We start from the raw sequence: 19,468 nt of genomic DNA on the forward strand, positions 1-19,468 counted from the left end.
AAATAAAAAACCTTTAGATTACCAGCGCGTCTTAAGCAGGTTCGGCTGAATACCGTTAATTGCATGGGTATTGCTGAACTGCTGCTTAATGCCAGCCTCGAATTCTTCGCGGAAATATTTGATAGCGCTCTGCAGCGGTTCAACCGCGCCCGGCGCGTGCGCGCAGAAGGTTTTACCCGGCCCGAGGAATCGACACAGTTGCTCAAGAGTTTCGATATCGCCAGGCTGGCCTTCGCCGCGCTCCAGGGCGCGCAGGATCTTCACGCTCCACGGCAGGCCGTCGCGGCAAGGCGTACACCAGCCGCAGGATTCGCGGGCAAAAAATTCTTCGAGATTGCGCACCAGCGGAACCATGCCGATCTCGTGGTCGACGGCCATCGCCAGCGCGGTGCCCAGACGGCTACCTGCTTTACCAATGCTTTCAAACTCCATCGGCAAATCGAGGTGCGCTTCGGTCAGGAAGTCGGTACCGGCGCCGCCCGGCTGCCAGGCTTTAAACTTCAGGCCATCGCGCATGCCGCCGGCGTAATCTTCGAGGATCTCGCGCGCGGTAGTGCCGAACGGCAGCTCCCATACGCCCGGATTCTTCACGCGCCCGGAGAAGCCCATCAGCTTGGTGCCGGCATCTTTGCTGGTTGAAATATTCTGGTACCACTCCACGCCGTTGGCGAGGATGGCAGGGACGTTGCACAGGGTTTCAACGTTGTTGACGCAGGTCGGTTTACCCCATACGCCGGAGCTCGCCGGGAACGGCGGCTTGGAGCGCGGGTTAGCGCGACGGCCTTCCAGCGAGTTGATAAGCGCCGTCTCTTCACCGCAGATATAGCGCCCTGCCCCGGTGTGCACGAACAGCTCGAAGTCAAAACCGGTACCGAGGATGTTTTTCCCCAACAGGCCCGCTTCGGTAGCTTCGGCAATCGCACGACGCAGATGCTGCGCCGCTTCGATATATTCGCCGCGCAGGAAGATGTAACCACGGTAGGCCTTCAGCGCAAAGGCGGAGATCAGCATGCCTTCCACCAGCAGGTGCGGCAGCTGTTCCATCAGCAGACGGTCTTTATAGGTACCCGGTTCCATTTCATCGGCATTACACAGCAGGTAACGGATGTTCATGGACTCGTCTTTCGGCATCAGGCTCCACTTCAGACCGGTGGAAAAGCCCGCGCCGCCGCGCCCTTTCAGGCCGGCGTCTTTTACCGCATTGACGATTTCATCCGGCGCCATGCCGCTTAAGGCCTTGCGCGCCCCTTCATAACCGTTTTTGCTGCGATACTCGTCCAGCCACACCGGCTGCTTGTCATCGCGCAGACGCCAGGTTAATGGATGCGTTTCGGCAGTACGAATAATGGTTTTCATTTATACCGCTCCAGGAGGTCAGGAATCGCTTCCGGCGTCAGATAACTGTGCGTGTCGTCATCAATCATCATGGTCGGCCCCTTGTCGCAGTTGCCAAGGCAACAGGTCGGCAGCAGCGTGAAGCGGCCATCAAAGGTGGTTTGACCCGGTTTGATGTCCAGCTTTTTCTCGATAGCCGACTGGATCCCCTGGAAACCGGTGATATGGCACACCACGCTGTCGCAGTAGCGGATCACGTGACGGCCAACCGGCTGGCGGAAGATCTGGCTGTAGAATGTCGCCACACCTTCGACATCGCTTGCCGGGATCCCCAGCACATCGGCGATCGCGTAGATCGCGCCATCCGGCACCCAGCCGCGCTGTTTTTGAACAATTTTCAGCGCTTCGATGGACGCCGCACGCGGGTCTTCGTAGTGGTGCTTTTCGTGCTCAATAGCTTCACGCTCTGCCGCACTCAGCTCAAAAGCCTCGGTTTGTGGTTGTTGATTCTCGTGCATAATTAGCGGTCCACGTCTGACATAACAAAATCGATACTACCCAGATAGACGATAAGGTCGGATACCAGGCTGCCGCGGATCGCCGCCGGGATCTGCTGCAGGTGCGCATAGCTCGGGGTACGAATACGGGTACGGTAGCTCATGGTGCTGCCGTCGCTGGTCAGGTAGTAACTGTTAATCCCCTTCGTCGCTTCAACCATCTGGAAGGATTCGTTGGCCGGCATCACCGGGCCCCAGGAAACCTGCAGGAAGTGCGTAATCAGGGTCTCAATGTGCTGCAGCGTGCGCTCTTTCGGCGGCGGCGTAGTCAGCGGGTGATCCGCTTTGAACGGGCCTTCCGGCATATTATCGAGGCACTGCTGGAGAATGCGCAGGCTCTGGCGCAGCTCTTCCACTTTCAGCATCACGCGGGTGTAGCAGTCGGAAACGCCGCCGCCGGTCGGGATTTCAAAGTCGAAGTTTTCGTAGCCAGAATAAGGACGCCATTTACGCACGTCGAAGCCGATACCGGTCGCGCGCAGACCTGCGCCAGTGGTGCCCCACTCCAGCGCTTCTTTCGCGGTGTAGGCGGCAACGCCTTTGGAACGGCCAATCAGAATGGTGTTGCGCAGCGCGGCTTTCTCATAGGAATCCAGGCGCTTCGGCATCCACTCAAGGAATTCACGCAGCAGGCGATCCCAGCCGCGCGGCAGGTCGTGGGCGACGCCGCCGATGCGGAACCACGCCGGGTGCATACGGAAACCGGTGATCGCTTCGACCAGATCGTAGATTTTCTGACGGTCGGTAAAGGCGAAGAAGACCGGGGTCATCGCGCCGACGTCCTGAATAAAGGTCGAGATATACAGCAGGTGGCTATTGATGCGGAACAGTTCGGACAGCATCACGCGGATCACGTTCACGCGATCCGGCACGGTGATCCCGGCCAGTTTTTCCACCGCCAGCACGTATGGCATCTCGTTGACGCAGCCGCCGAGGTATTCGATACGGTCGGTGTACGGGATGTAGCTGTGCCAGGACTGGCGTTCGCCCATTTTCTCCGCGCCGCGGTGGTGGTAGCCGATGTCCGGCACGCAGTCGACGATCTCTTCGCCATCCAACTGCAGAATAATACGGAATGCGCCGTGAGCGGACGGGTGGTTCGGGCCGAGGTTGAGGAACATAAAGTCCTCGTTTTCGGTGCCGCGCTTCATACCCCACTCTTCCGGCTTGAAGGTTAACGCTTCCATTTCCAGATCCTGCTTGGCTTTGGTCAGCTCAAACGGATCGAATTCGGTGGCGCGCGCCGGATAGTCTTTACGCAGCGGGTGGCCTTCCCAGGTCGGCGGCATCATGATGCGGCGCAGATTCGGGTGACCGTCGAAGGTCACGCCAAACATTTCCCAGGTTTCACGCTCATACCAGTTGGCGTTAGGGAACAGTTTGGTGAAGGTCGGCAGATGCAGATCGTTTTCAGACAACGCCACCTTGAGCATGATATCGCGGTTGCGGTCTACTGAGATCAGGTGGTAGAAAACGGAAAAATCCGCGGCTGGCAAGCCATCGCGGTGCGTACGTAAACGTTCGTCCATGCCGTGCAGGTCAAACAGCATCACGTAAGGTTTCGGCAATCTCTTCAGGAAATCACCCACCTCAAGCAGCTGTTCGCGCTTCACCCACACCACCGGAACGCCGGTACGGGTAGGCTGAACGGTAAAGGCATCCGGCCCAAAACGGTTGCGCAGTTCGCCGATCACCGGGTCATCAAGGTGATCGCGGGTTTGCCAGGCTGGTGCGGCGTCATGCGCGGTTAAATCAGTCATATTGTTCACCATTGCAAAAGGTCCGTGGTGACTGCCGGGCGAGGCTTCGCTGCTTTTGTAGATTGATTTGCGAAGTCTGGTTCCCGCCCGCAGGCGCAAGTTAAATCTCGTCCGGAGTCCGCAGATTGGTCACCGCAATTCGTTCGCCGCGTTTACGCTCGCGCTCGGATTGCATGTTGGCGCGATAGACGCCCTGATCGCCAACCACCCATGAGAGAGGACGGCGCTCTTTACCAATGGATTCCTGCAGCAGCATCAGCGCCTGCATATAAGCTTCCGGACGCGGCGGACAGCCCGGGATGTAAACATCCACCGGAATAAACTTGTCCACGCCCTGGACGACGGAGTAGATATCGTACATCCCGCCGGAGTTAGCGCATGCGCCCATAGAGATAACCCACTTCGGCTCCAGCATCTGATCGTACAGGCGCTGAATAACCGGGGCCATTTTGGTGAAGCAGGTACCGGCGACCACCATCAGGTCGGCCTGACGCGGAGAGGCACGCAGTACTTCCGCGCCAAAACGCGCAACGTCATGCACCGCAGTGAATGACGTCACCATTTCTACATAGCAGCAAGACAGGCCGAAGTTGTACGGCCAAATCGAGTTCTTACGGCCCCAGTTCACCATGTCATGCAGCGCGTGTTCGAGTTTCCCCATATACACGCTTTTATTGACTTCTTGCTCCAGGGGGTCAGTTACGATCTCCTGTTTTTGCAGGGGGTAACGGTCGTTCTCACCGTTAGGATCTATGCGGGTGAGCGTATAATCCATCTTATTGCCTCGCTTTTACTGCATATGACGGTTAGTGGGACTGTCTGTTTCCGGGTTAACCAGCGTGCGACGGGAACGCGCAGGCGTCCAGTCCAGTGCGCCGATGCGAACGAGGTAAACCAGACCAGCCAGTAGCACTAAAATGAAAATTGCGGCTTCCACAAAGCCAACCCAGCCGCTTTCGCGAATGGATGTTGACCATGCGTAGAGATACAGGGCTTCCACGTCGAAGATAACGAAGAACATGGCGACCAGATAAAACTTCGCAGAAAGACGTAAGCGGGCCGAACCAACGGAGTCGATCCCCGATTCAAACGGCGTGTTTTTGCTGCGCGCGCGCGCGCGACCGCCGAGGTACCAGCCGCCGACGAGCATCAGGCAGCACAGACCGATAGCGATGATGAGAAATATAGCGAATGCCCAATGATGAGCGATGACTTCAGTGGATGTTGACATACGCATTGCTTAACCAAAAAAGTGTAGCGCCAAAACCCTCTGCTCTTGATGGCAGATGAACGCCACAGCGTTTCACGGGAGGAATAAAAAAATGACCTTGCAAAAAAGCGTCCCTGGTTGATGAGGAAGCCCAAATGCCGTGGCTTTTTACCCCTTTCTTTAACCTTTTGTCAACTTTAACAAAAGTTTTAACTACATTAATTTACATTGGAATATTTTCATTAACATTAAATGCCCTTTGTTGCGTAATAACCTTGCATATCATTCGGATTTAGTGTTGTTGAATCGTGTCCGTTTTAGACGTAAATCAATTTCGCCAATCTATTTTGACAGGATTTGGCCGCGATTCCTCCCCCCAAGTAGGGGTATTTTCTTGATCTGTGACACGCTTTTGTTAATTACATCTGGAAAACGGCAACAATCCGTCCGGTTTTTTAACATTAGCAGGAAGTATTGAAACTGCAGCTAAAAACAGGGAAACAATAGCCGCTTTCAAGCTAACTGATTGATTCATAGATCAATAAATTATTAAACTGCTTAAAATCCTTGTAAAATATAAAAAAAAAGAGCCACTGACCTCATTTTGTCGATCGGCGGCTCTTTTTTACACTTACATTTTGTTACCGGATTATTGTGATCGATATATGATAATTCGGCTTTATGAAACCAGAGAACTGTCTCCCCCTTCCGGGGTATACAGCGTTTCCGTGTTCCACGGATTATGGTCCTGGCTCAGCGACTGAAAAATCGCCTGCGCCAGTTCGTTTTCCCGCTGCGGATTGCAGCTCAGCACATAGTGGGTATCAGGCAAGCCCGGTAGGCCATCGCTTTTACCCGGTACCCGTAACTCCGGACTCATCATTTCTACCGGACGTGCGGTGACGCCAAGGCCCGCTTTCACCGCCGCTTTCACCCCGGCTAAAGAACTGGCGGCATGCGCCAAATGCCAGGGAACCTGCGCGGCATTCAGCGCGGAGATGATATCTTCGCGAAACGGCCCGGACTCTTCGAGCAGCACCAGCGGAACGGATTCACCCTGCGCCAGTACGTAATCCGCGGCGCAGTACCACAGCGTCGGCGAGGTACGCAGCGTCAGGACGTCAAATTCGCCGGTTTGATGCGTTGTTAATGCCAGGTCGATCTCGCCGCTGCCCAACTTCGCGACGATATCGGCGTAGCTCAGGACCTTTATTTCCAGCGTCAGTTTGGGATAGAAGCTGCCGATTCGGTTGAGCAGGTAAGGCAGGATGGTATCCGCCGTTTCATCGGAAGCGCCGATAGTCAGCGTCCCCTGCAGGCTGCCAAACATCAGCGACATGCAGGCCTCATCATTAAAGCGCAGTATTTTGCGCGCGTAGCTGAGCAGTTGGATCCCCTGCTCGGTCAGTAATTTATTGCGCCCATGACGGGCGAAAAGCTCTTTGCCTACCAGTTGCTCCAGGCGCTGCATCTGCTGACTGACGGCGGACTGGGTACGACATACCGCGGCAGCGGCCGCCGCGAAGGTGCTCAGATCGGCGACGGCGACGAAGGTCCGCAGCAGATCGAGATCGAGATTCAGTATCGGACGATTTGCATTTATCATATTTCTTCACTTACAGGCGCTAATGCTGGCCTGCCTTGTTGATGCTGTATCCAGGTTTCCGGCTATTCCATGAGCCTCGTGCCGAGCGGACAAATTCCGCGGAGGACAACTGGAAGAACGTCATTGCATGTGAAAGCACTCGTTCGCGACAAATGTGCGAAAAATTTGAGTAATATTTTGTTCGTAGCTCTACGCATTTTTAATTACTGAGACTTAGGTTATGTGATGAATCTCAAACAAAGTCTGCAATAACAGATGTCGTTACGCCAGGAAGCCCGACACGCATAACAACGCCTGCTGAACACAAACAAAAAAGCCTGCAATAACAATATATTAATAAAATCACGCCGTTAAACAGAGGTTTACACGTCGATATTAACTGTCTTATCCTAACCGAAAACCACAATATTTATAAGCGCTAATCAGTATTATCTAAGGTAATTTTAAACTTTTTTGCAGCACTATAATTAAATTAACAAAAGCCGAAATAATCCATGCAACCAAATATACCTGATTCATTCATTGGCATGTTTTATTAAAAAAAATTAACATAGTTGCTACAGTCGCCATCGCCCTCTTTTTATTAGCATAGTGTCTTTTAGCGGTTAAAATTCCGGCAAACCGCTTTTCCCTTCAGCAACAAACCGGATAAACATCCATGTAATCACCTAATACGCGCAACATAAAACCATTCAAAAACCCATACCAGGCACATTATATAAAGAATAACGCCATTACACAGATAAACTCATTACTCCAAAAAAATACTATTAGCAAAATCTTCTCCTGTTAACCCTTCAAAACAGCGGGGATGCGGAGTACATTGTTCCGTGCTGACTTCCACGGCAGGGAGTGGCGATAACAGCTAAAAGGTCAAAGGTTCATGTCCCCTATCGAAAAATCCAGCAAGTTAGAGAATGTCTGTTACGACATCCGCGGTCCGGTTCTCAAAGAAGCAAAACGCCTTGAAGAAGAAGGCAACAAAGTACTCAAGCTGAATATCGGCAACCCGGCGCCGTTCGGCTTCGATGCGCCTGACGAAATCCTCGTCGACGTTATCCGCAATCTGCCGACCGCCCAGGGCTACAGCGACTCAAAAGGTCTCTATTCCGCCCGTAAAGCGATTATGCAGCACTACCAGGCGCGCGGGATGCGCGATGTTACCGTGGAAGATATCTATATCGGTAACGGCGTGTCCGAGCTGATCGTCCAGGCCATGCAGGCGCTGCTCAACAGCGGCGACGAAATGCTGGTTCCGGCTCCGGACTACCCGCTGTGGACCGCTGCGGTCTCCCTTTCCAGCGGCAAAGCGGTGCACTATCTGTGCGACGAATCCTCAGACTGGTTCCCGGACCTCGACGATATCCGTGCCAAAATTACGCCACGCACCCGTGGGATCGTCATCATTAACCCGAATAACCCGACGGGCGCCGTTTATTCCAAAGAACTGTTGCAGGAGATAGTCGAGATCGCCCGTCAGCACAACCTGATTATTTTCGCCGACGAAATCTACGACAAGATCCTGTACGACGATGCCGAACACCATTCGATCGCCGCGCTGGCGCCGGATATGCTGACCGTCACCTTTAACGGACTGTCGAAGACCTATCGTGTCGCCGGTTTCCGCCAGGGCTGGATGGTGCTTAACGGGCCGAAAAAGCACGCCAAAGGCTATATCGAAGGGCTGGAAATGCTGGCCTCGATGCGCCTGTGCGCCAACGTCCCGGCGCAACACGCAATCCAAACCGCGCTGGGCGGCTATCAGAGCATTAGCGAATTTATCATTCCGGGCGGGCGTTTGTATGAGCAACGCAACCGCGCCTGGGAGTTAATCAACGAGATCCCAGGCGTCTCCTGCGTCAAGCCGAAAGGCGCGCTGTATATGTTCCCGAAAATCGACGCCAAACGCTTTAATATCCACGATGACCAGAAAATGGTGCTCGATTTCCTGCTGCAGGAGAAAGTGCTGTTGGTTCAGGGTACCGCCTTTAACTGGCCGTGGCCGGATCATGTGCGTATCGTCACCCTGCCGCGTGAAGATGACCTGGAAATGGCGATTTCTCGCTTTGGCCGTTTCCTCTCCGGCTATCATCAGCTTTAATCGCGCCGCCGCCGGTATTTGCATCCGGCGGCGATCCCTGCGCACAATGGAACCTGATTTTGTCACCGCTTAAGGGTTCCTATGAGTCAGAGTCATTTCTTTGCCCACCTCTCCCGCCTGAAACTAATTAACCGCTGGCCTTTGATGCGCAACGTGCGTACCGAAAACGTCTCCGAGCACAGTTTGCAGGTGGCGATGGTCGCCCATGCGCTGGCGGCAATAAAGAACCGCAAGTTTGGCGGCCAGGTCAACGCCGAACGTATTGCCCTGCTGGCGATGTATCACGATGCCTCCGAGGTCCTCACCGGCGATCTGCCCACACCGGTGAAATACTTCAATTCGCAGATTGCCCAGGAATATAAGGCGATTGAGAAAATTGCTCAGCAAAAACTGGTCGATATGGTTCCCGATGAGCTGCGCGATATCTTTGAGCCCCTGATTGATGAGCACCATTACAGTGAAGAAGAGCAGTCAATTGTGAAGCAGGCCGACGCTCTTTGCGCCTATCTGAAATGTCTTGAAGAGCTTTCCGCCGGCAATAACGAATTCCTGCTGGCTAAAGGTCGGTTGGAAAAAACGCTGGAGTCGCGCCGTAGCCCGGAGATGGATTACTTTATGCAGGTATTTGTCCCGAGCTTCCAGCTGTCGCTCGATGAAATCAGCCAGGATTCACCGCTTTAATTTTCAGGCCGGGCATCCCCTGCCCGGCCTGAATGAATTAAAACGGAAAGAGTACCGGGATCAGCAGCACGCAGACCACCATCACCAGTACGGTGAAGGGCACACCGATTTTGACAAAATCACTAAACGAATATTTACCGGGTCCGAGCACCAGCGTGTTAACCGGTGAAGAGACCGGGGTCATGAAAGCCGCCGAAGCCGCCATCGCCACCACCATGGCGAAGGGATACGGCGATACCCCCATCGATTTCGCCGCCGCCAGAGCAATCGGCGCCATCAGCACCGCCGTCGCGGTGTTAGAGATAAACAGACCAATCGCCGCGCACATCACAAACAGACAACCCAGCATCAAGTAGGGGCCTTTGCTCCCGGCGACGTCCATTAACCCCTGCACCACCAAATCCACGCCGCCGGTTTTCTGCAATGCCAGGGCGAACGGCATCATCCCCACAATCAAAATGATGCTCGGCCAGTGAATCGCCTTATAGGCGCTCTCGGCGTTGATGCAGCGAAATTTGCCCATCAACAGGCAGGCGATGATGGCAGCGATAGGGTTGGGGATTTCATCGGTAAGCATCAGCGCTACCATCAACACCAGGCAGAATATGGCGTGCGGCGCCTGACTATGCGCTGGCGAAGCATCGTTGACCTCTACCGGCATATTCAGCACCACAAAATCGCGGCCACGTTTCGCCAGCATGGCTATCTGCCGCCAGTTGCCGACCACCAGCATAATATCGCCTAACTGGAGAGGTTCATCGACTACCGCGCCGTCGAGCGCTTTGCCATCGCGCTTCAGACCAACGATATTCAGACCAAAACGGGTACGGAAAGCCATCTCGCGCACCGTTTTACCGATAAGCTCTGAATCAGGGATTAACGAGACTTCAGCCATGCCGACGTCCAGCGCCTGATCGGCAAAGTATTCGCCACGCAGCACCATCGGCTCAAGCATCTGTTCGCCGCAAAACTGCCGCAGATCGACGTCGGAGGCTGACATATCGATAAGCAACACGTCACGGGCGCGAAACTCCGATACCCCGTTAACGTTGACAATCACCCGGCGAAAACGCCGCCAGCGTTCGACGCCGATAACGTTGGCGCAGTAGCGTTCACGCAGCTTTAAATCATCAAGCCGCTGGCCGATCATCGGCGAGCCCGGACGAATCGCCAGCCGGCGCGCCCTGCCGGTAAGGCGGTACTCTTTGATTAAATCACGAAAGGTGCTTTTCTTGCGCACATCGCGAGCGGCGCTGTCATCTTCGCTCTTCAGCATAAAGCGCATCACCAGCATATAGACGATACCCAACACCAGCACCACCAGGCCAATCGGGGTCACGCTGAAGAAGCTGAATCCATGCAACCCTTCGCGCAGCAGTTCACTGTTGACCACCAGGTTCGGCGGCGTCGCCACCAGGGTCATCATGCCGCTAATCAGCCCGGCGAAACTCAGCGGCATCATCAGCCGCGATGGCGAGGTATTCATACGCAGCGAAACGCTGAGCACCACCGGAATAAATATCGCCACGACACCGGTTGAGCTCATAAACGCGCCCAGCCCGGCAACGGTGAGCATCAGGTAGACCAGCATTTTGGTTTCGCTATTACCGGCAACCTTGACCAGCCAGGAGCCCATTTTAGTCGCCACGCCGGTGCGCACCAGGCCATCGCCAATGATAAATAACGCAGCAATGAGAATGACGTTCGGATCGCTAAAGCCGGAGAAGGCCTCGCTGAGGGTTAACGTACCGCTAAGCACAAACGCCACAATGATCATCAGCGCGATGGCATCCATGCGCACCTTGCCGGTTGCAAACAAGACAACCGCGATGGCCAGTAGCGATAACACCCAAATCAATTCACCGTTCACAACTTATCCTTGTCTGAAGAGGGAGCCGAAATTGTGGCACAAAAAAGCCCCGGCGACGCGGGGCTAAGTCATGAGATTATGCTTTAAGATTCACCTGAACATTGCCGTCCGCCTGCCGTTCAATGCGCAAACTTTCGAGAGTCGTCAGCACCAGATCGGCTTCATCAAGACGCGGCGCATCCGCCGGAACGTTGACGGCGATGGTGCGGCATCCGGCAGCCAGCCCGGAAAGCAGCCCCGCCGGCGCATCTTCAACCACCGCGCACTGTTGCGCCGGTATCCCCAGCAGTTCAGCGCCGAGCAGATAAGCATCCGGCGCCGGTTTCCCCTTCTTCACCTGTTCGGCGGTAACAAACACTTTCGGCATCGGCAGACCTGCCGCGCGGTGGCGGGCGTGAGCGACCGGAATCGACCCCGAGGTCACAATAGCCCAGGGGATACCGGCTTCATTGAGCGTATTCAGCAAGTTTAACGCGCCCGGCAGTGCGACAATGCCGTCGATATCGGTGGCTTCAATCTGCTCAAGGAAGCGGAACTCGGCCTGAATATCCTCTTCGCTGCGCCCCGGCATAAAATGGCGAATCGAAGTGATGGCCTGTTTACCGTGAATGAAACCGAGAATTTCATCATGCGGAATGCCGAAACGATCGCCCCATTTACACCATGAACGCTCGACAACCGGTAAAGAATCCACCAGCGTCCCGTCGAGATCGAACAGGAAACCTTTACACTGCACGGGCACCTCCATCAGGCATTAATAATTTGGTTAATTTCGTTACTACTCAAATGATACTGGCGCGGACAGGAGTGCCAGGCGGCCAGCATACGCTGGTATTTTTCCCACATCGGCGTCTGCGAGTTAAAGCCGTGAGTTCCTGCGTCGAAGTGGCTATAGCGCCCTTCTACATTGACCATAAAGCGCACATAGCCGAGATAACGGGCCTCGGTGGCGACATCAAAGCCAAGGAAAGTGACCCGGCGTTCATCAATACCGGACGCATCTTTGAGGTTGGTCCACGAGACGTGCAGCGCGTGGTACATCTCCATGATATCGATAATCGTCCGGCAGGTTTCTTCCGTCAGTTGGCCAAATTCGCGGTCCAGCTCGCGCATTTGCAGCCCATATCCACGCTCGATGATGGTCTGTAGACGGCGGTAACGTTCAGCGTTGTCCGGGTCGAGCATAGTCATCATCTTGTACTGATTGGACAAAATCAGACGCTGCGCATTGGTCATTTCCATTTTTGACTCCTGTAGCACTTACGGCGTGAAATAAAGAAGGCGCATAAATCATGCGCCTTCTTTTATATGCGTTTTCCGTATGGAATTACAAATCATCAAGGAAAGTTTTATCCAGTTGTTTGAAGGCGCGCTTAAGCGTGTCAGCCAGCGCCTGGTAATCCGGCTTGCCGTCAACCGGCGCTAACGCCTGACCGGCCTCTTGTAATTTGCCGCGCACTTCATAAAACCAGTTCAGTATTGATGGCGGTAATGGCGTGACGGAACGCTTGCCCAACCACCACAGCCCCTGCATCGGCAGGCTTAAGGCAAATAGCGCGGTGGCGACGGCCGGGCCGAGCTGGCCGCCGAGCGCTATCTGCCAGCACATGGTGAAGACCGCAACCGGCGGCATGATGCGAATCGCGTAGCGGGTGGCGCGAATAATGCGGTTTTCGATAAACACCGGCGCCAGCCGCTTATCGAGGGGCCAGGTCTTCGCATAGTGCTGCCCGCGACGAAACAAGCTAAAAAAGCTAACGGGGCGATTCTCAGGGGTCGACATGGCTATACCTCAACTTTACATATAAAACTTAAAATTTTCGTGCAAAACACCAACTGTGCATGACAACGTTCAAAAGATTTTGGCAATGGGTGCGGCAATCAGGTATCCTGTGCCCACCTGAGAGGGCGGTTAGACCCTTTTACCAGGTTAGTCAAATTATCGCATATTCTGCTGCTGGCGGAAAATTATGCAAAATGACATAAAATCATATGTACTTCCCTCATCGTGCCAGAAAACAGAACAAGGCATGATGTTAATCATAAATGTCGATGTCATCCTGCGCTACGCTTTGTGACACACTGATGTTTTTTTAGCCACGTATCATAAAAGGTACTTCCATGTCGAGTAAGTTAGTACTGGTTCTGAACTGCGGTAGCTCTTCCCTGAAATTTGCTATCCTGGATGCCGTTAACGGTGACGAATATCTCTCCGGTTTAGCCGAATGTTTCCATCTTCCTGAAGCCCGTATCAAATGGAAAATGGACGGCGGCAAATACGAAGCTGAGTTAGGCGCAGGCGCCGCTCACAGTGAAGCGCTGAACTTTATCGTTAACACTATTCTGGCACAAAAACCAGAACTGTCAGCACAGCTGACCGCAATTGGCCATCGTATCGTTCACGGCGGTGAAAAATACACCAGTTCCGTTGTCATCGACGATTCCGTTATTCAGGGCATCAAAGACTCCGCTTCCTTCGCACCGCTGCACAACCCGGCGCACCTGATCGGTATCGCTGAAGCGCTGAAATCCTTCCCGCACCTGAAAGACAAGAACGTTGCCGTGTTCGACACCGCGTTCCATCAGACCATGCCGGAAGAGTCCTACCTGTATGCCCTGCCGTACAGCCTGTACAAAGAGCACGGCGTACGTCGTTACGGCGCGCACGGCACCAGCCACTACTATGTGACTCAGGAAGCCGCTAAGGTTCTGAACAAGCCGGTTGAAGAACTGAACATCATCACCTGCCACCTCGGCAACGGCGGTTCCGTTTCCGCTATCCGTAACGGTAAATGCGTTGATACCTCCATGGGTCTGACCCCGCTGGAAGGTCTGGTGATGGGTACTCGCTCTGGCGATATCGACCCGGCAATCATTTTCCACCTGCACGACGCCCTGGGTATGAGCGTAGATGCTATCAACAAAATGCTGACCAAAGAGTCCGGCCTGCTGGGTCTGACCGAAGTCACCAGCGACTGCCGCTACGTTGAAGACAACTACGCGGATAAAGCTGACGCTAAACGCGCAATGGACGTTTACTGCCACCGTCTGGCGAAATACATCGGTTCTTACACCGCGCTGATGGATGGCCGTCTGGACGCCGTTGTCTTCACCGGTGGTATCGGTGAAAACGCCGCGATGGTTCGTGAACTGTCCCTGGGTAAACTGGGCGTTCTGGGCTTCGAAGTTGATCACGAGCGTAACCTGGCTGCCCGTTTCGGCAAGTCTGGCTTCATCAACAAAGAAGGCACCCGCCCTGCCGTGGTTATCCCGACCAACGAAGAGCTGGTGATCGCTCAAGACGCACACCGTCTGACCGCTTAATTCCACACCGCCAGCGATAATCCTGACTGCTTCGAGTTGCCACTTGAAGTATGAACGGTAAGCTGGCGGTGCTGTTTTGTATCCCGCCTAAAACTGGCGGTAACGAAAGAGGATATATCGTGTCCCGTACTATCATGCTGATCCCTACCGGAACCAGCGTAGGCCTGACCAGCGTCAGCCTCGGTGTTATCCGCGCTATGGAACGCAAAGGCGTTCGCCTGAGCGTCTTTAAACCTATCGCCCAGCCGCGTTCCGGTGGCGATACTCCAGACCAGACTACCACCATCGTTCGCGCCAGCTCTTCAACGACGACTGCCGCTGAACCGATGAACATGAGCCACGTTGAGTCGCTGCTGTCCAGCAACCAGAAAGACGTGCTGATGGAAGAGATCATCGCCAACTACCATGCCAACACTCAGGATGCTGAAGTGGTGCTGGTTGAAGGCCTGGTCCCGACTCGTAAACACCAGTTCGCTCAGTCTCTGAACTACGAAATCGCAAAAACGCTTAACGCGGAAATCGTCTTCGTGATGTCTCAGGGCACCGATACCCCGGAACAGCTGAACGAGCGTATCGAACTGACTCGCAACAGCTTCGGCGGCGCGAAAAATACCAGCATCACTGGCGTTATCGTTAACAAACTGAATGCTCCGGTTGATGAACAAGGCCGTACACGCCCTGACCTGTCCGAAATCTTTGACGACTCGTCTAAAGCGAAAGTCGTGAAGATCGACCCGGCCCAACTGCAGAATGGCAGCCCGCTGCCGGTACTGGGCGCGGTGCCATGGAGCTTCGATCTGATCGCCACGCGCGCTATCGACATGGCGCATCACCTGAATGCGACCGTGATCAACGAAGGCGACATCAATACTCGCCGCGTGAAGTCTGTAACCTTCTGCGCGCGCAGCATTCCGCACATGCTGGAACACTTCCGTCCGGGTTCTCTGCTGGTGACTTCCGCAGACCGTCCAGACGTACTGGTCGCTGCCTGCCTGGCGGCGATGAACGGCGTAGAAATAGGCGCTATCCTGCTGACCGGCGGCTATGAAATGGACGCGCGCATCAGCAAGCTGTGCGAACGTGCTTTCGCCACCGGCCTGCCGGTATTCATGGTTAACACCAACACCTGGCAGACCTCTCTGAGCCTGCAGAGCTTCAACCTGGAAGTACCGGTTGACGATCACGAGCGCATCGAGAAAGTTCAGGAATACGTTGCCAACTATATCAACGCCGACTGGATCGAATCGCTGACCGCGACCTCCGAGCGCAGCCGTCGTCTGTCTCCGCCAGCCTTCCGCTACCAGCTGACCGAGCTGGCGCGTAAAGCGGGCAAACGCGTCGTTCTGCCGGAAGGCGACGAACCGCGTACCGTCAAAGCGGCGGCCATCTGTGCCGAGCGCGGTATTGCAACCTGCGTGCTGCTGGGCAACCCGGATGAGATCAACCGCGTTGCGGCCTCTCAGGGCGTAGAGCTGGGCGCTGGTATTGAAATCGTCGATCCGGAAGTGGTTCGCGAAAGCTATGTGGCGCGTCTGGTCGAACTGCGTAAGAACAAAGGCATGACCGAAGCGGTTGCGCGCGAACAGCTGGAAGATAACGTGGTTCTCGGCACCCTGATGCTGGAACAAGACGAAGTCGACGGCCTGGTATCCGGCGCGGTTCACACCACCGCCAATACCATCCGTCCGCCGCTGCAGCTTATCAAAACGGCGCCGGGCAGCTCGCTGGTCTCTTCCGTATTCTTCATGCTGCTGCCGGAACAGGTTTACGTTTACGGCGACTGCGCGATCAACCCGGATCCGACGGCAGAACAGCTGGCGGAAATCGCGATTCAGTCCGCTGATTCCGCGATTGCCTTCGGTATCGAACCGCGCGTGGCTATGCTCTCCTACTCTACCGGCACCTCCGGCGCAGGTAGCGATGTAGAAAAAGTACGCGAAGCAACTCGTCTGGCGCAGGAAAAACGTCCTGACCTGATGATCGACGGTCCGCTGCAGTATGATGCCGCGGTAATGGCCGATGTTGCGAAGTCCAAAGCGCCAAACTCTCCGGTAGCTGGCCGCGCGACCGTGTTCATCTTCCCGGATCTGAACACCGGTAACACCACTTACAAAGCCGTACAGCGTTCCGCTGACCTGATCTCCATCGGGCCGATGCTGCAGGGTATGCGTAAGCCGGTAAACGACCTGTCCCGCGGCGCGCTGGTAGACGATATCGTCTACACCATCGCACTGACGGCGATTCAGTCTTCTCAGCAGCAGAAATAATCTCCCGCTGAGACAAGAAAGGCAGCCAAATGGCTGCCTTTTTTATGGCTCTAACGCGTAAAGAAAATTACGCTTCCTCTTCTTCCGGCTCGTCGCGATCGTGGCCGGTATTGCCCGCGTTACGGGTCATCCACAGCGCCAGCGCTTTCAGTGAATCGGCGGTGAACTCATCGCAGCGCGCGGTGATCTCTTCCGGCGTCAACCAGCATACCTCGCTGACCTCTTCTTCCTGCAGGGCGAACGGGCCATGAGAAACACAGCTAAACAGGCTTCCCCAGACGCGGCAGTGTTTATCTTCGTAGTAGAATTGGCCGTGATCGGCAAAAGGCACGCCCGCAATCCCCAGCTCTTCTTCCGCTTCGCGGCGCGCGGAGTCCAGCAGCTGTTCATCCGCCTGCACCACGCCGCCGGCGGTCGCATCCAGCATGCCCGGCATGAAATCTTTGCTCTCGGTACGGCGCTGTACCAGAATCTTGCCCATCCCATCATGAACCACAATATAGGTCGCGCGGTGGCGCAGACACTGCGCGCGCATTTGCTCGCGGCTGGACTGTGCTATCACTTCATTGTTTTCATTAACAATATCGACCCATTCTGTGCTTGCCAAATGCTTCTGTTCCGCCATCAGGAAACCTTACTTTTAAGCGCTCTCGCGGCGCGTCTTTACGATTGAGGGGTAAATTACGGGTAAATCGCGGCCTCTGCAATAACCTGATTATCATTGAGTGCGAAAACCTGCAGCCGATCATCTTCCAGCATGCCGTAGCTGGCGGCAAAGCCGCCTTTCGGGATGCTCACAGAGCCAGGATTGAAGAGGAATATATCGCCGCGTTTCTCGGCAACCGGAATATGAGTATGACCATAAGCCAGTACATCGCCAGCAGCGAGCGGCGGCAAATTATCCGGACTATAGAGATGACCGTGGGTCAAAAACAGGCGGTAGCGTTCGCTAAGCACCTGCTGCCAGGGGGCGGTAATGGGGAAATGCAGCAGCATTTGATCGACTTCGCTATCGCAGTTACCGCGGACGGCGATAATCCGCTGCGCGACGCTGTTCAGCCGCTCGGCGACCTGCGCCGGAGCATACCCTTCCGGCAGCGCGTTGCGCGGCCCGTGATTGAGCACATCGCCGAGGATAACCAGCCACTGCGCCCCGCTCTGCGCGAAGCGTTCCAGAACGCGTTCGGTCGCAGGCAGCGAGCCGTGAATATCGGATGCGAACATCAGTTTCATATCAACCCCTTACCAGACAATACGGTCTGTCTATGATAACGGAACTGCCTGCGCTTATCAGCCGCTACGTTTAGCTGACAGTGCGGCATAACGCTGAACAGATGCCCGTTGCCACTGGAAGGTCGCATAGTCCGCCAGCGCTTCCGGCACCTCATCGCCGTTCAGCACCAGACGGTTTAGCATCAGCGCAAGATCGGCATCGGCGATACACCATTCGCCAAACAGATTCTGTCCGCCATGCGCCAAAAGCGCGCCGGCGGTAGCGAAGAGTTTAGCCGCGCTGGTTTGCCCCGCAGCGCTAAGCGCAGGCTTCTTCGCGCCGCCAAACACCACGTCGGTAGAACGTTCTTCGCGTATGGGCATCAGATCGCTTCGCAGCCAGGCCTGCACCTGCCGCGCCCGCGCGCGTTTTTGCAGGTCGTGCGGATACAAGCGCTCCCATTCCGGCGGCGCAAAGCGCTCGTCAAGGTATTCGGTGATGGCCGAGGATTCGCTCAGCGAAAAATTATCCACTTCCAGCAGCGGCACACGCCGTGTCGCGGAGTAGCCCTTCCAGCCCGGCTGCAGATGCTCGCCGCTGTCGAGATTGACGGTTTTAAGGGTGAACGGCAGGCTTTTTTCCTGCAGCGCCACGTACACGGACATCACATAGGGGGAGAAAAAATCGGCATCGGACCACAGAGTAATAACAGGCTGATTCATGACATCCTCAATGAAGCCAGGGGGTGATAAATCAACATAGCTGGTCTGCTATAAGATGTCACTGGCAGCCACATGAGGATTTCGCAATTTTAATCTTTGCCCCGCGATGGCGCAGGTCGCCTATACTCGAAACGTTTGCGACCTTCGATGGCGGGAGACCTCATGATCGATCTTTACTACGCACCTACCCCCAACGGCCACAAAATCACTCTTTTTCTCGAAGAGGCGCAGCTGGCCTATCGCCTGATACGCGTCGATATCGGCAAAGGTGAACAGTTTCGCCCGCAGTTTCTGGCTATCTCGCCAAATAATAAGATCCCGGCGATCGTTGACCACGTTCCGGTCGACGGCGGTGCGCCGTTAAGCCTGTTTGAGTCAGGAGAGATCCTGCTCTATCTGGCGGAGAAATCGGGAAAATTACTAAGCGGCGAGCTGCGCGAGCGGCATACTACCCTGCAATGGCTATTCTGGCAGGTCGGCGGTCTGGGGCCAATGCTTGGGCAAAACCACCACTTTAACCATCACGCGCCTCAGGCTGTCCCTTACGCCATTGAACGCTATCAGGTCGAAAGCCAGCGCCTGTATGGCGTAATGAACCGGCGTCTTGAAACCAGTCCATGGTTGGGCGGCGAGCACTACAGTATCGCCGATATCGCCTGTTGGCCATGGGTTAATGCCTACCCGCGCCAACGCATCGATCTTAGCCAGTTCCCGGCGGTGCATAACTGGTTTGAACGCATCCGCCAGCGCCCGGCAACGCAACAAGCGCTACTCAAAACGCAACATTATTAATCCCCTGCTCGCAGGGCGTGCTTTCATGTA

General features: G+C 55.0%; 18 protein-coding genes. 5 read left to right on the top strand and 13 right to left on the bottom strand.

The annotated features are described in order from the left end of the window. Positions 1–18 precede the first annotated feature (18 nt). The 6 genes from nuoF to ABLV07_RS06375 form a co-directional block, all read right to left on the bottom strand. Positions 19–1,356, bottom strand: coding sequence for an NADH-quinone oxidoreductase subunit NuoF (gene nuoF / locus ABLV07_RS06350; protein ID WP_015365587.1), 1,338 nt, complete (start codon positions 1,354–1,356; stop codon positions 19–21). Further along, positions 1,353–1,853, bottom strand: a complete 501-nt coding sequence (nuoE, locus tag ABLV07_RS06355; RefSeq protein ID WP_015365586.1) for an NADH-quinone oxidoreductase subunit NuoE — start codon at positions 1,851–1,853, stop codon at positions 1,353–1,355. Before nuoE ends, nuoF begins: the two co-directional genes overlap by 4 nt. 2 nt (positions 1,854–1,855) lie before the next feature. Next, on the bottom strand, positions 1,856–3,664 hold the full coding sequence (gene nuoC / locus ABLV07_RS06360) for an NADH-quinone oxidoreductase subunit C/D (protein WP_015365585.1): 1,809 nt from the start codon (positions 3,662–3,664) through the stop codon (positions 1,856–1,858). Between the two features lie 88 nt (positions 3,665–3,752). Beyond that, positions 3,753–4,427 (bottom strand): NADH-quinone oxidoreductase subunit NuoB, encoded by a 675-nt coding sequence (gene nuoB, locus ABLV07_RS06365; RefSeq protein ID WP_002913178.1) that lies wholly within the window; start codon positions 4,425–4,427, stop codon positions 3,753–3,755. 15 nt (positions 4,428–4,442) lie between these two features. Next, a complete protein-coding gene (gene nuoA, locus ABLV07_RS06370; RefSeq protein ID WP_002913181.1) occupies positions 4,443–4,889 on the bottom strand; it encodes an NADH-quinone oxidoreductase subunit NuoA in 447 nt (148 codons plus the stop codon). Positions 4,890–5,541: 652 nt separating this feature from the next. Further along, positions 5,542–6,468, bottom strand: a complete 927-nt coding sequence (locus ABLV07_RS06375) for a LysR family transcriptional regulator (RefSeq protein WP_032715037.1) — start codon at positions 6,466–6,468, stop codon at positions 5,542–5,544. Positions 6,469–7,351: 883 nt separating this feature from the next. Between ABLV07_RS06375 and alaA the strand changes: the two genes are divergently transcribed. After that, a complete protein-coding gene (gene alaA, locus ABLV07_RS06380) occupies positions 7,352–8,569 on the top strand; it encodes an alanine transaminase AlaA (RefSeq protein WP_015365583.1) in 1,218 nt (405 codons plus the stop codon). Between the two features lie 81 nt (positions 8,570–8,650). Then, positions 8,651–9,250: a 5'-deoxynucleotidase gene (yfbR, locus tag ABLV07_RS06385; RefSeq protein ID WP_032712094.1), complete on the top strand. Its 600-nt coding sequence runs from the start codon at positions 8,651–8,653 to the stop codon at positions 9,248–9,250. Between the two features lie 37 nt (positions 9,251–9,287). Here the strand turns inward: yfbR and ABLV07_RS06390 are convergent, their stop codons facing one another. The 4 genes from ABLV07_RS06390 to yfbV all read right to left on the bottom strand — a co-directional run bounded on the left by ABLV07_RS06390 (position 9,288) and on the right by yfbV (position 12,903). Continuing rightward, on the bottom strand, positions 9,288–11,120 hold the full coding sequence (locus ABLV07_RS06390; RefSeq protein WP_015365581.1) for an SLC13 family permease: 1,833 nt from the start codon (positions 11,118–11,120) through the stop codon (positions 9,288–9,290). A 76-nt stretch (positions 11,121–11,196) separates the two neighbouring features. Beyond that, on the bottom strand, positions 11,197–11,856 hold the full coding sequence (locus ABLV07_RS06395; RefSeq protein WP_015706163.1) for a sugar phosphatase: 660 nt from the start codon (positions 11,854–11,856) through the stop codon (positions 11,197–11,199). 11 nt (positions 11,857–11,867) lie between these two features. Further along, positions 11,868–12,362, bottom strand: coding sequence for a YfbU family protein (locus ABLV07_RS06400; RefSeq protein WP_015365579.1), 495 nt, complete (start codon positions 12,360–12,362; stop codon positions 11,868–11,870). An 85-nt stretch (positions 12,363–12,447) separates the two neighbouring features. Beyond that, positions 12,448–12,903, bottom strand: coding sequence for a terminus macrodomain insulation protein YfbV (yfbV, locus tag ABLV07_RS06405; RefSeq protein ID WP_348853348.1), 456 nt, complete (start codon positions 12,901–12,903; stop codon positions 12,448–12,450). A 338-nt stretch (positions 12,904–13,241) separates the two neighbouring features. Here yfbV and ackA point away from each other — a divergent pair, with 338 nt between their 5' ends. Beyond that, complete coding sequence (gene ackA / locus ABLV07_RS06410) at positions 13,242–14,444, top strand: acetate kinase (RefSeq protein WP_335206406.1); 1,203 nt, start codon at positions 13,242–13,244, stop codon at positions 14,442–14,444. A 119-nt stretch (positions 14,445–14,563) separates the two neighbouring features. Further along, positions 14,564–16,711 carry a phosphate acetyltransferase gene (gene pta / locus ABLV07_RS06415; protein ID WP_026612251.1) on the top strand — a complete coding sequence of 716 codons (2,148 nt, stop codon included), beginning with the start codon at positions 14,564–14,566 and terminating at the stop codon, positions 16,709–16,711. Between the two features lie 67 nt (positions 16,712–16,778). Here pta and yfcD read toward each other — a convergent pair whose 3' ends face one another. From yfcD to yfcF, 3 genes are read right to left on the bottom strand one after another with little or no spacing between them, the layout of a single operon-like run. Next, on the bottom strand, positions 16,779–17,336 hold the full coding sequence (gene yfcD / locus ABLV07_RS06420) for an NUDIX hydrolase YfcD (RefSeq protein WP_042893862.1): 558 nt from the start codon (positions 17,334–17,336) through the stop codon (positions 16,779–16,781). 56 nt (positions 17,337–17,392) lie between these two features. Next, complete coding sequence (gene yfcE, locus ABLV07_RS06425) at positions 17,393–17,944, bottom strand: phosphodiesterase (RefSeq protein WP_032712095.1); 552 nt, start codon at positions 17,942–17,944, stop codon at positions 17,393–17,395. Positions 17,945–18,001: 57 nt separating this feature from the next. Then, entirely contained in the window at positions 18,002–18,646 is a 645-nt protein-coding gene (yfcF, locus tag ABLV07_RS06430) for a glutathione transferase (protein ID WP_015365572.1), read from the bottom strand. A 162-nt stretch (positions 18,647–18,808) separates the two neighbouring features. Between yfcF and yfcG the strand changes: the two genes are divergently transcribed. After that, on the top strand, positions 18,809–19,438 hold the full coding sequence (gene yfcG / locus ABLV07_RS06435; protein ID WP_032708787.1) for a GSH-dependent disulfide bond oxidoreductase: 630 nt from the start codon (positions 18,809–18,811) through the stop codon (positions 19,436–19,438). Positions 19,439–19,468: the final 30 nt, after the last annotated feature.

Origin of the sequence: Klebsiella sp. CN_Kp097 (genome assembly GCF_040064495.1) — a bacterium.
Classification (GTDB): Bacteria; Pseudomonadota; Gammaproteobacteria; order Enterobacterales; family Enterobacteriaceae; genus Klebsiella; species Klebsiella aerogenes.

Excerpts from the sequence above, each read along its gene's own strand:
- nuoF (WP_015365587.1), bottom strand. The coding sequence starts at position 1,356 with ATGAAAACCATTATTCGTACTGCCGAAACGCATCCATTAACCTGGCGT.
- nuoE (WP_015365586.1), bottom strand. The coding sequence starts at position 1,853 with ATGCACGAGAATCAACAACCACAAACCGAGGCTTTTGAGCTGAGTGCG.
- nuoC (WP_015365585.1), bottom strand. The coding sequence starts at position 3,664 with ATGGTGAACAATATGACTGATTTAACCGCGCATGACGCCGCACCAGCC.
- nuoB (WP_002913178.1), bottom strand. The coding sequence starts at position 4,427 with ATGGATTATACGCTCACCCGCATAGATCCTAACGGTGAGAACGACCGT.
- nuoA (WP_002913181.1), bottom strand. The coding sequence starts at position 4,889 with ATGCGTATGTCAACATCCACTGAAGTCATCGCTCATCATTGGGCATTC.
- ABLV07_RS06375 (WP_032715037.1), bottom strand. The coding sequence starts at position 6,468 with ATGATAAATGCAAATCGTCCGATACTGAATCTCGATCTCGATCTGCTG.
- alaA (WP_015365583.1), top strand. The coding sequence starts at position 7,352 with ATGTCCCCTATCGAAAAATCCAGCAAGTTAGAGAATGTCTGTTACGAC.
- yfbR (WP_032712094.1), top strand. The coding sequence starts at position 8,651 with ATGAGTCAGAGTCATTTCTTTGCCCACCTCTCCCGCCTGAAACTAATT.
- ABLV07_RS06400 (WP_015365579.1), bottom strand. The coding sequence starts at position 12,362 with ATGGAAATGACCAATGCGCAGCGTCTGATTTTGTCCAATCAGTACAAG.
- yfbV (WP_348853348.1), bottom strand. The coding sequence starts at position 12,903 with ATGTCGACCCCTGAGAATCGCCCCGTTAGCTTTTTTAGCTTGTTTCGT.
- ackA (WP_335206406.1), top strand. The coding sequence starts at position 13,242 with ATGTCGAGTAAGTTAGTACTGGTTCTGAACTGCGGTAGCTCTTCCCTG.
- yfcD (WP_042893862.1), bottom strand. The coding sequence starts at position 17,336 with ATGGCGGAACAGAAGCATTTGGCAAGCACAGAATGGGTCGATATTGTT.
- yfcE (WP_032712095.1), bottom strand. The coding sequence starts at position 17,944 with ATGAAACTGATGTTCGCATCCGATATTCACGGCTCGCTGCCTGCGACC.
- yfcF (WP_015365572.1), bottom strand. The coding sequence starts at position 18,646 with ATGAATCAGCCTGTTATTACTCTGTGGTCCGATGCCGATTTTTTCTCC.
- yfcG (WP_032708787.1), top strand. The coding sequence starts at position 18,809 with ATGATCGATCTTTACTACGCACCTACCCCCAACGGCCACAAAATCACT.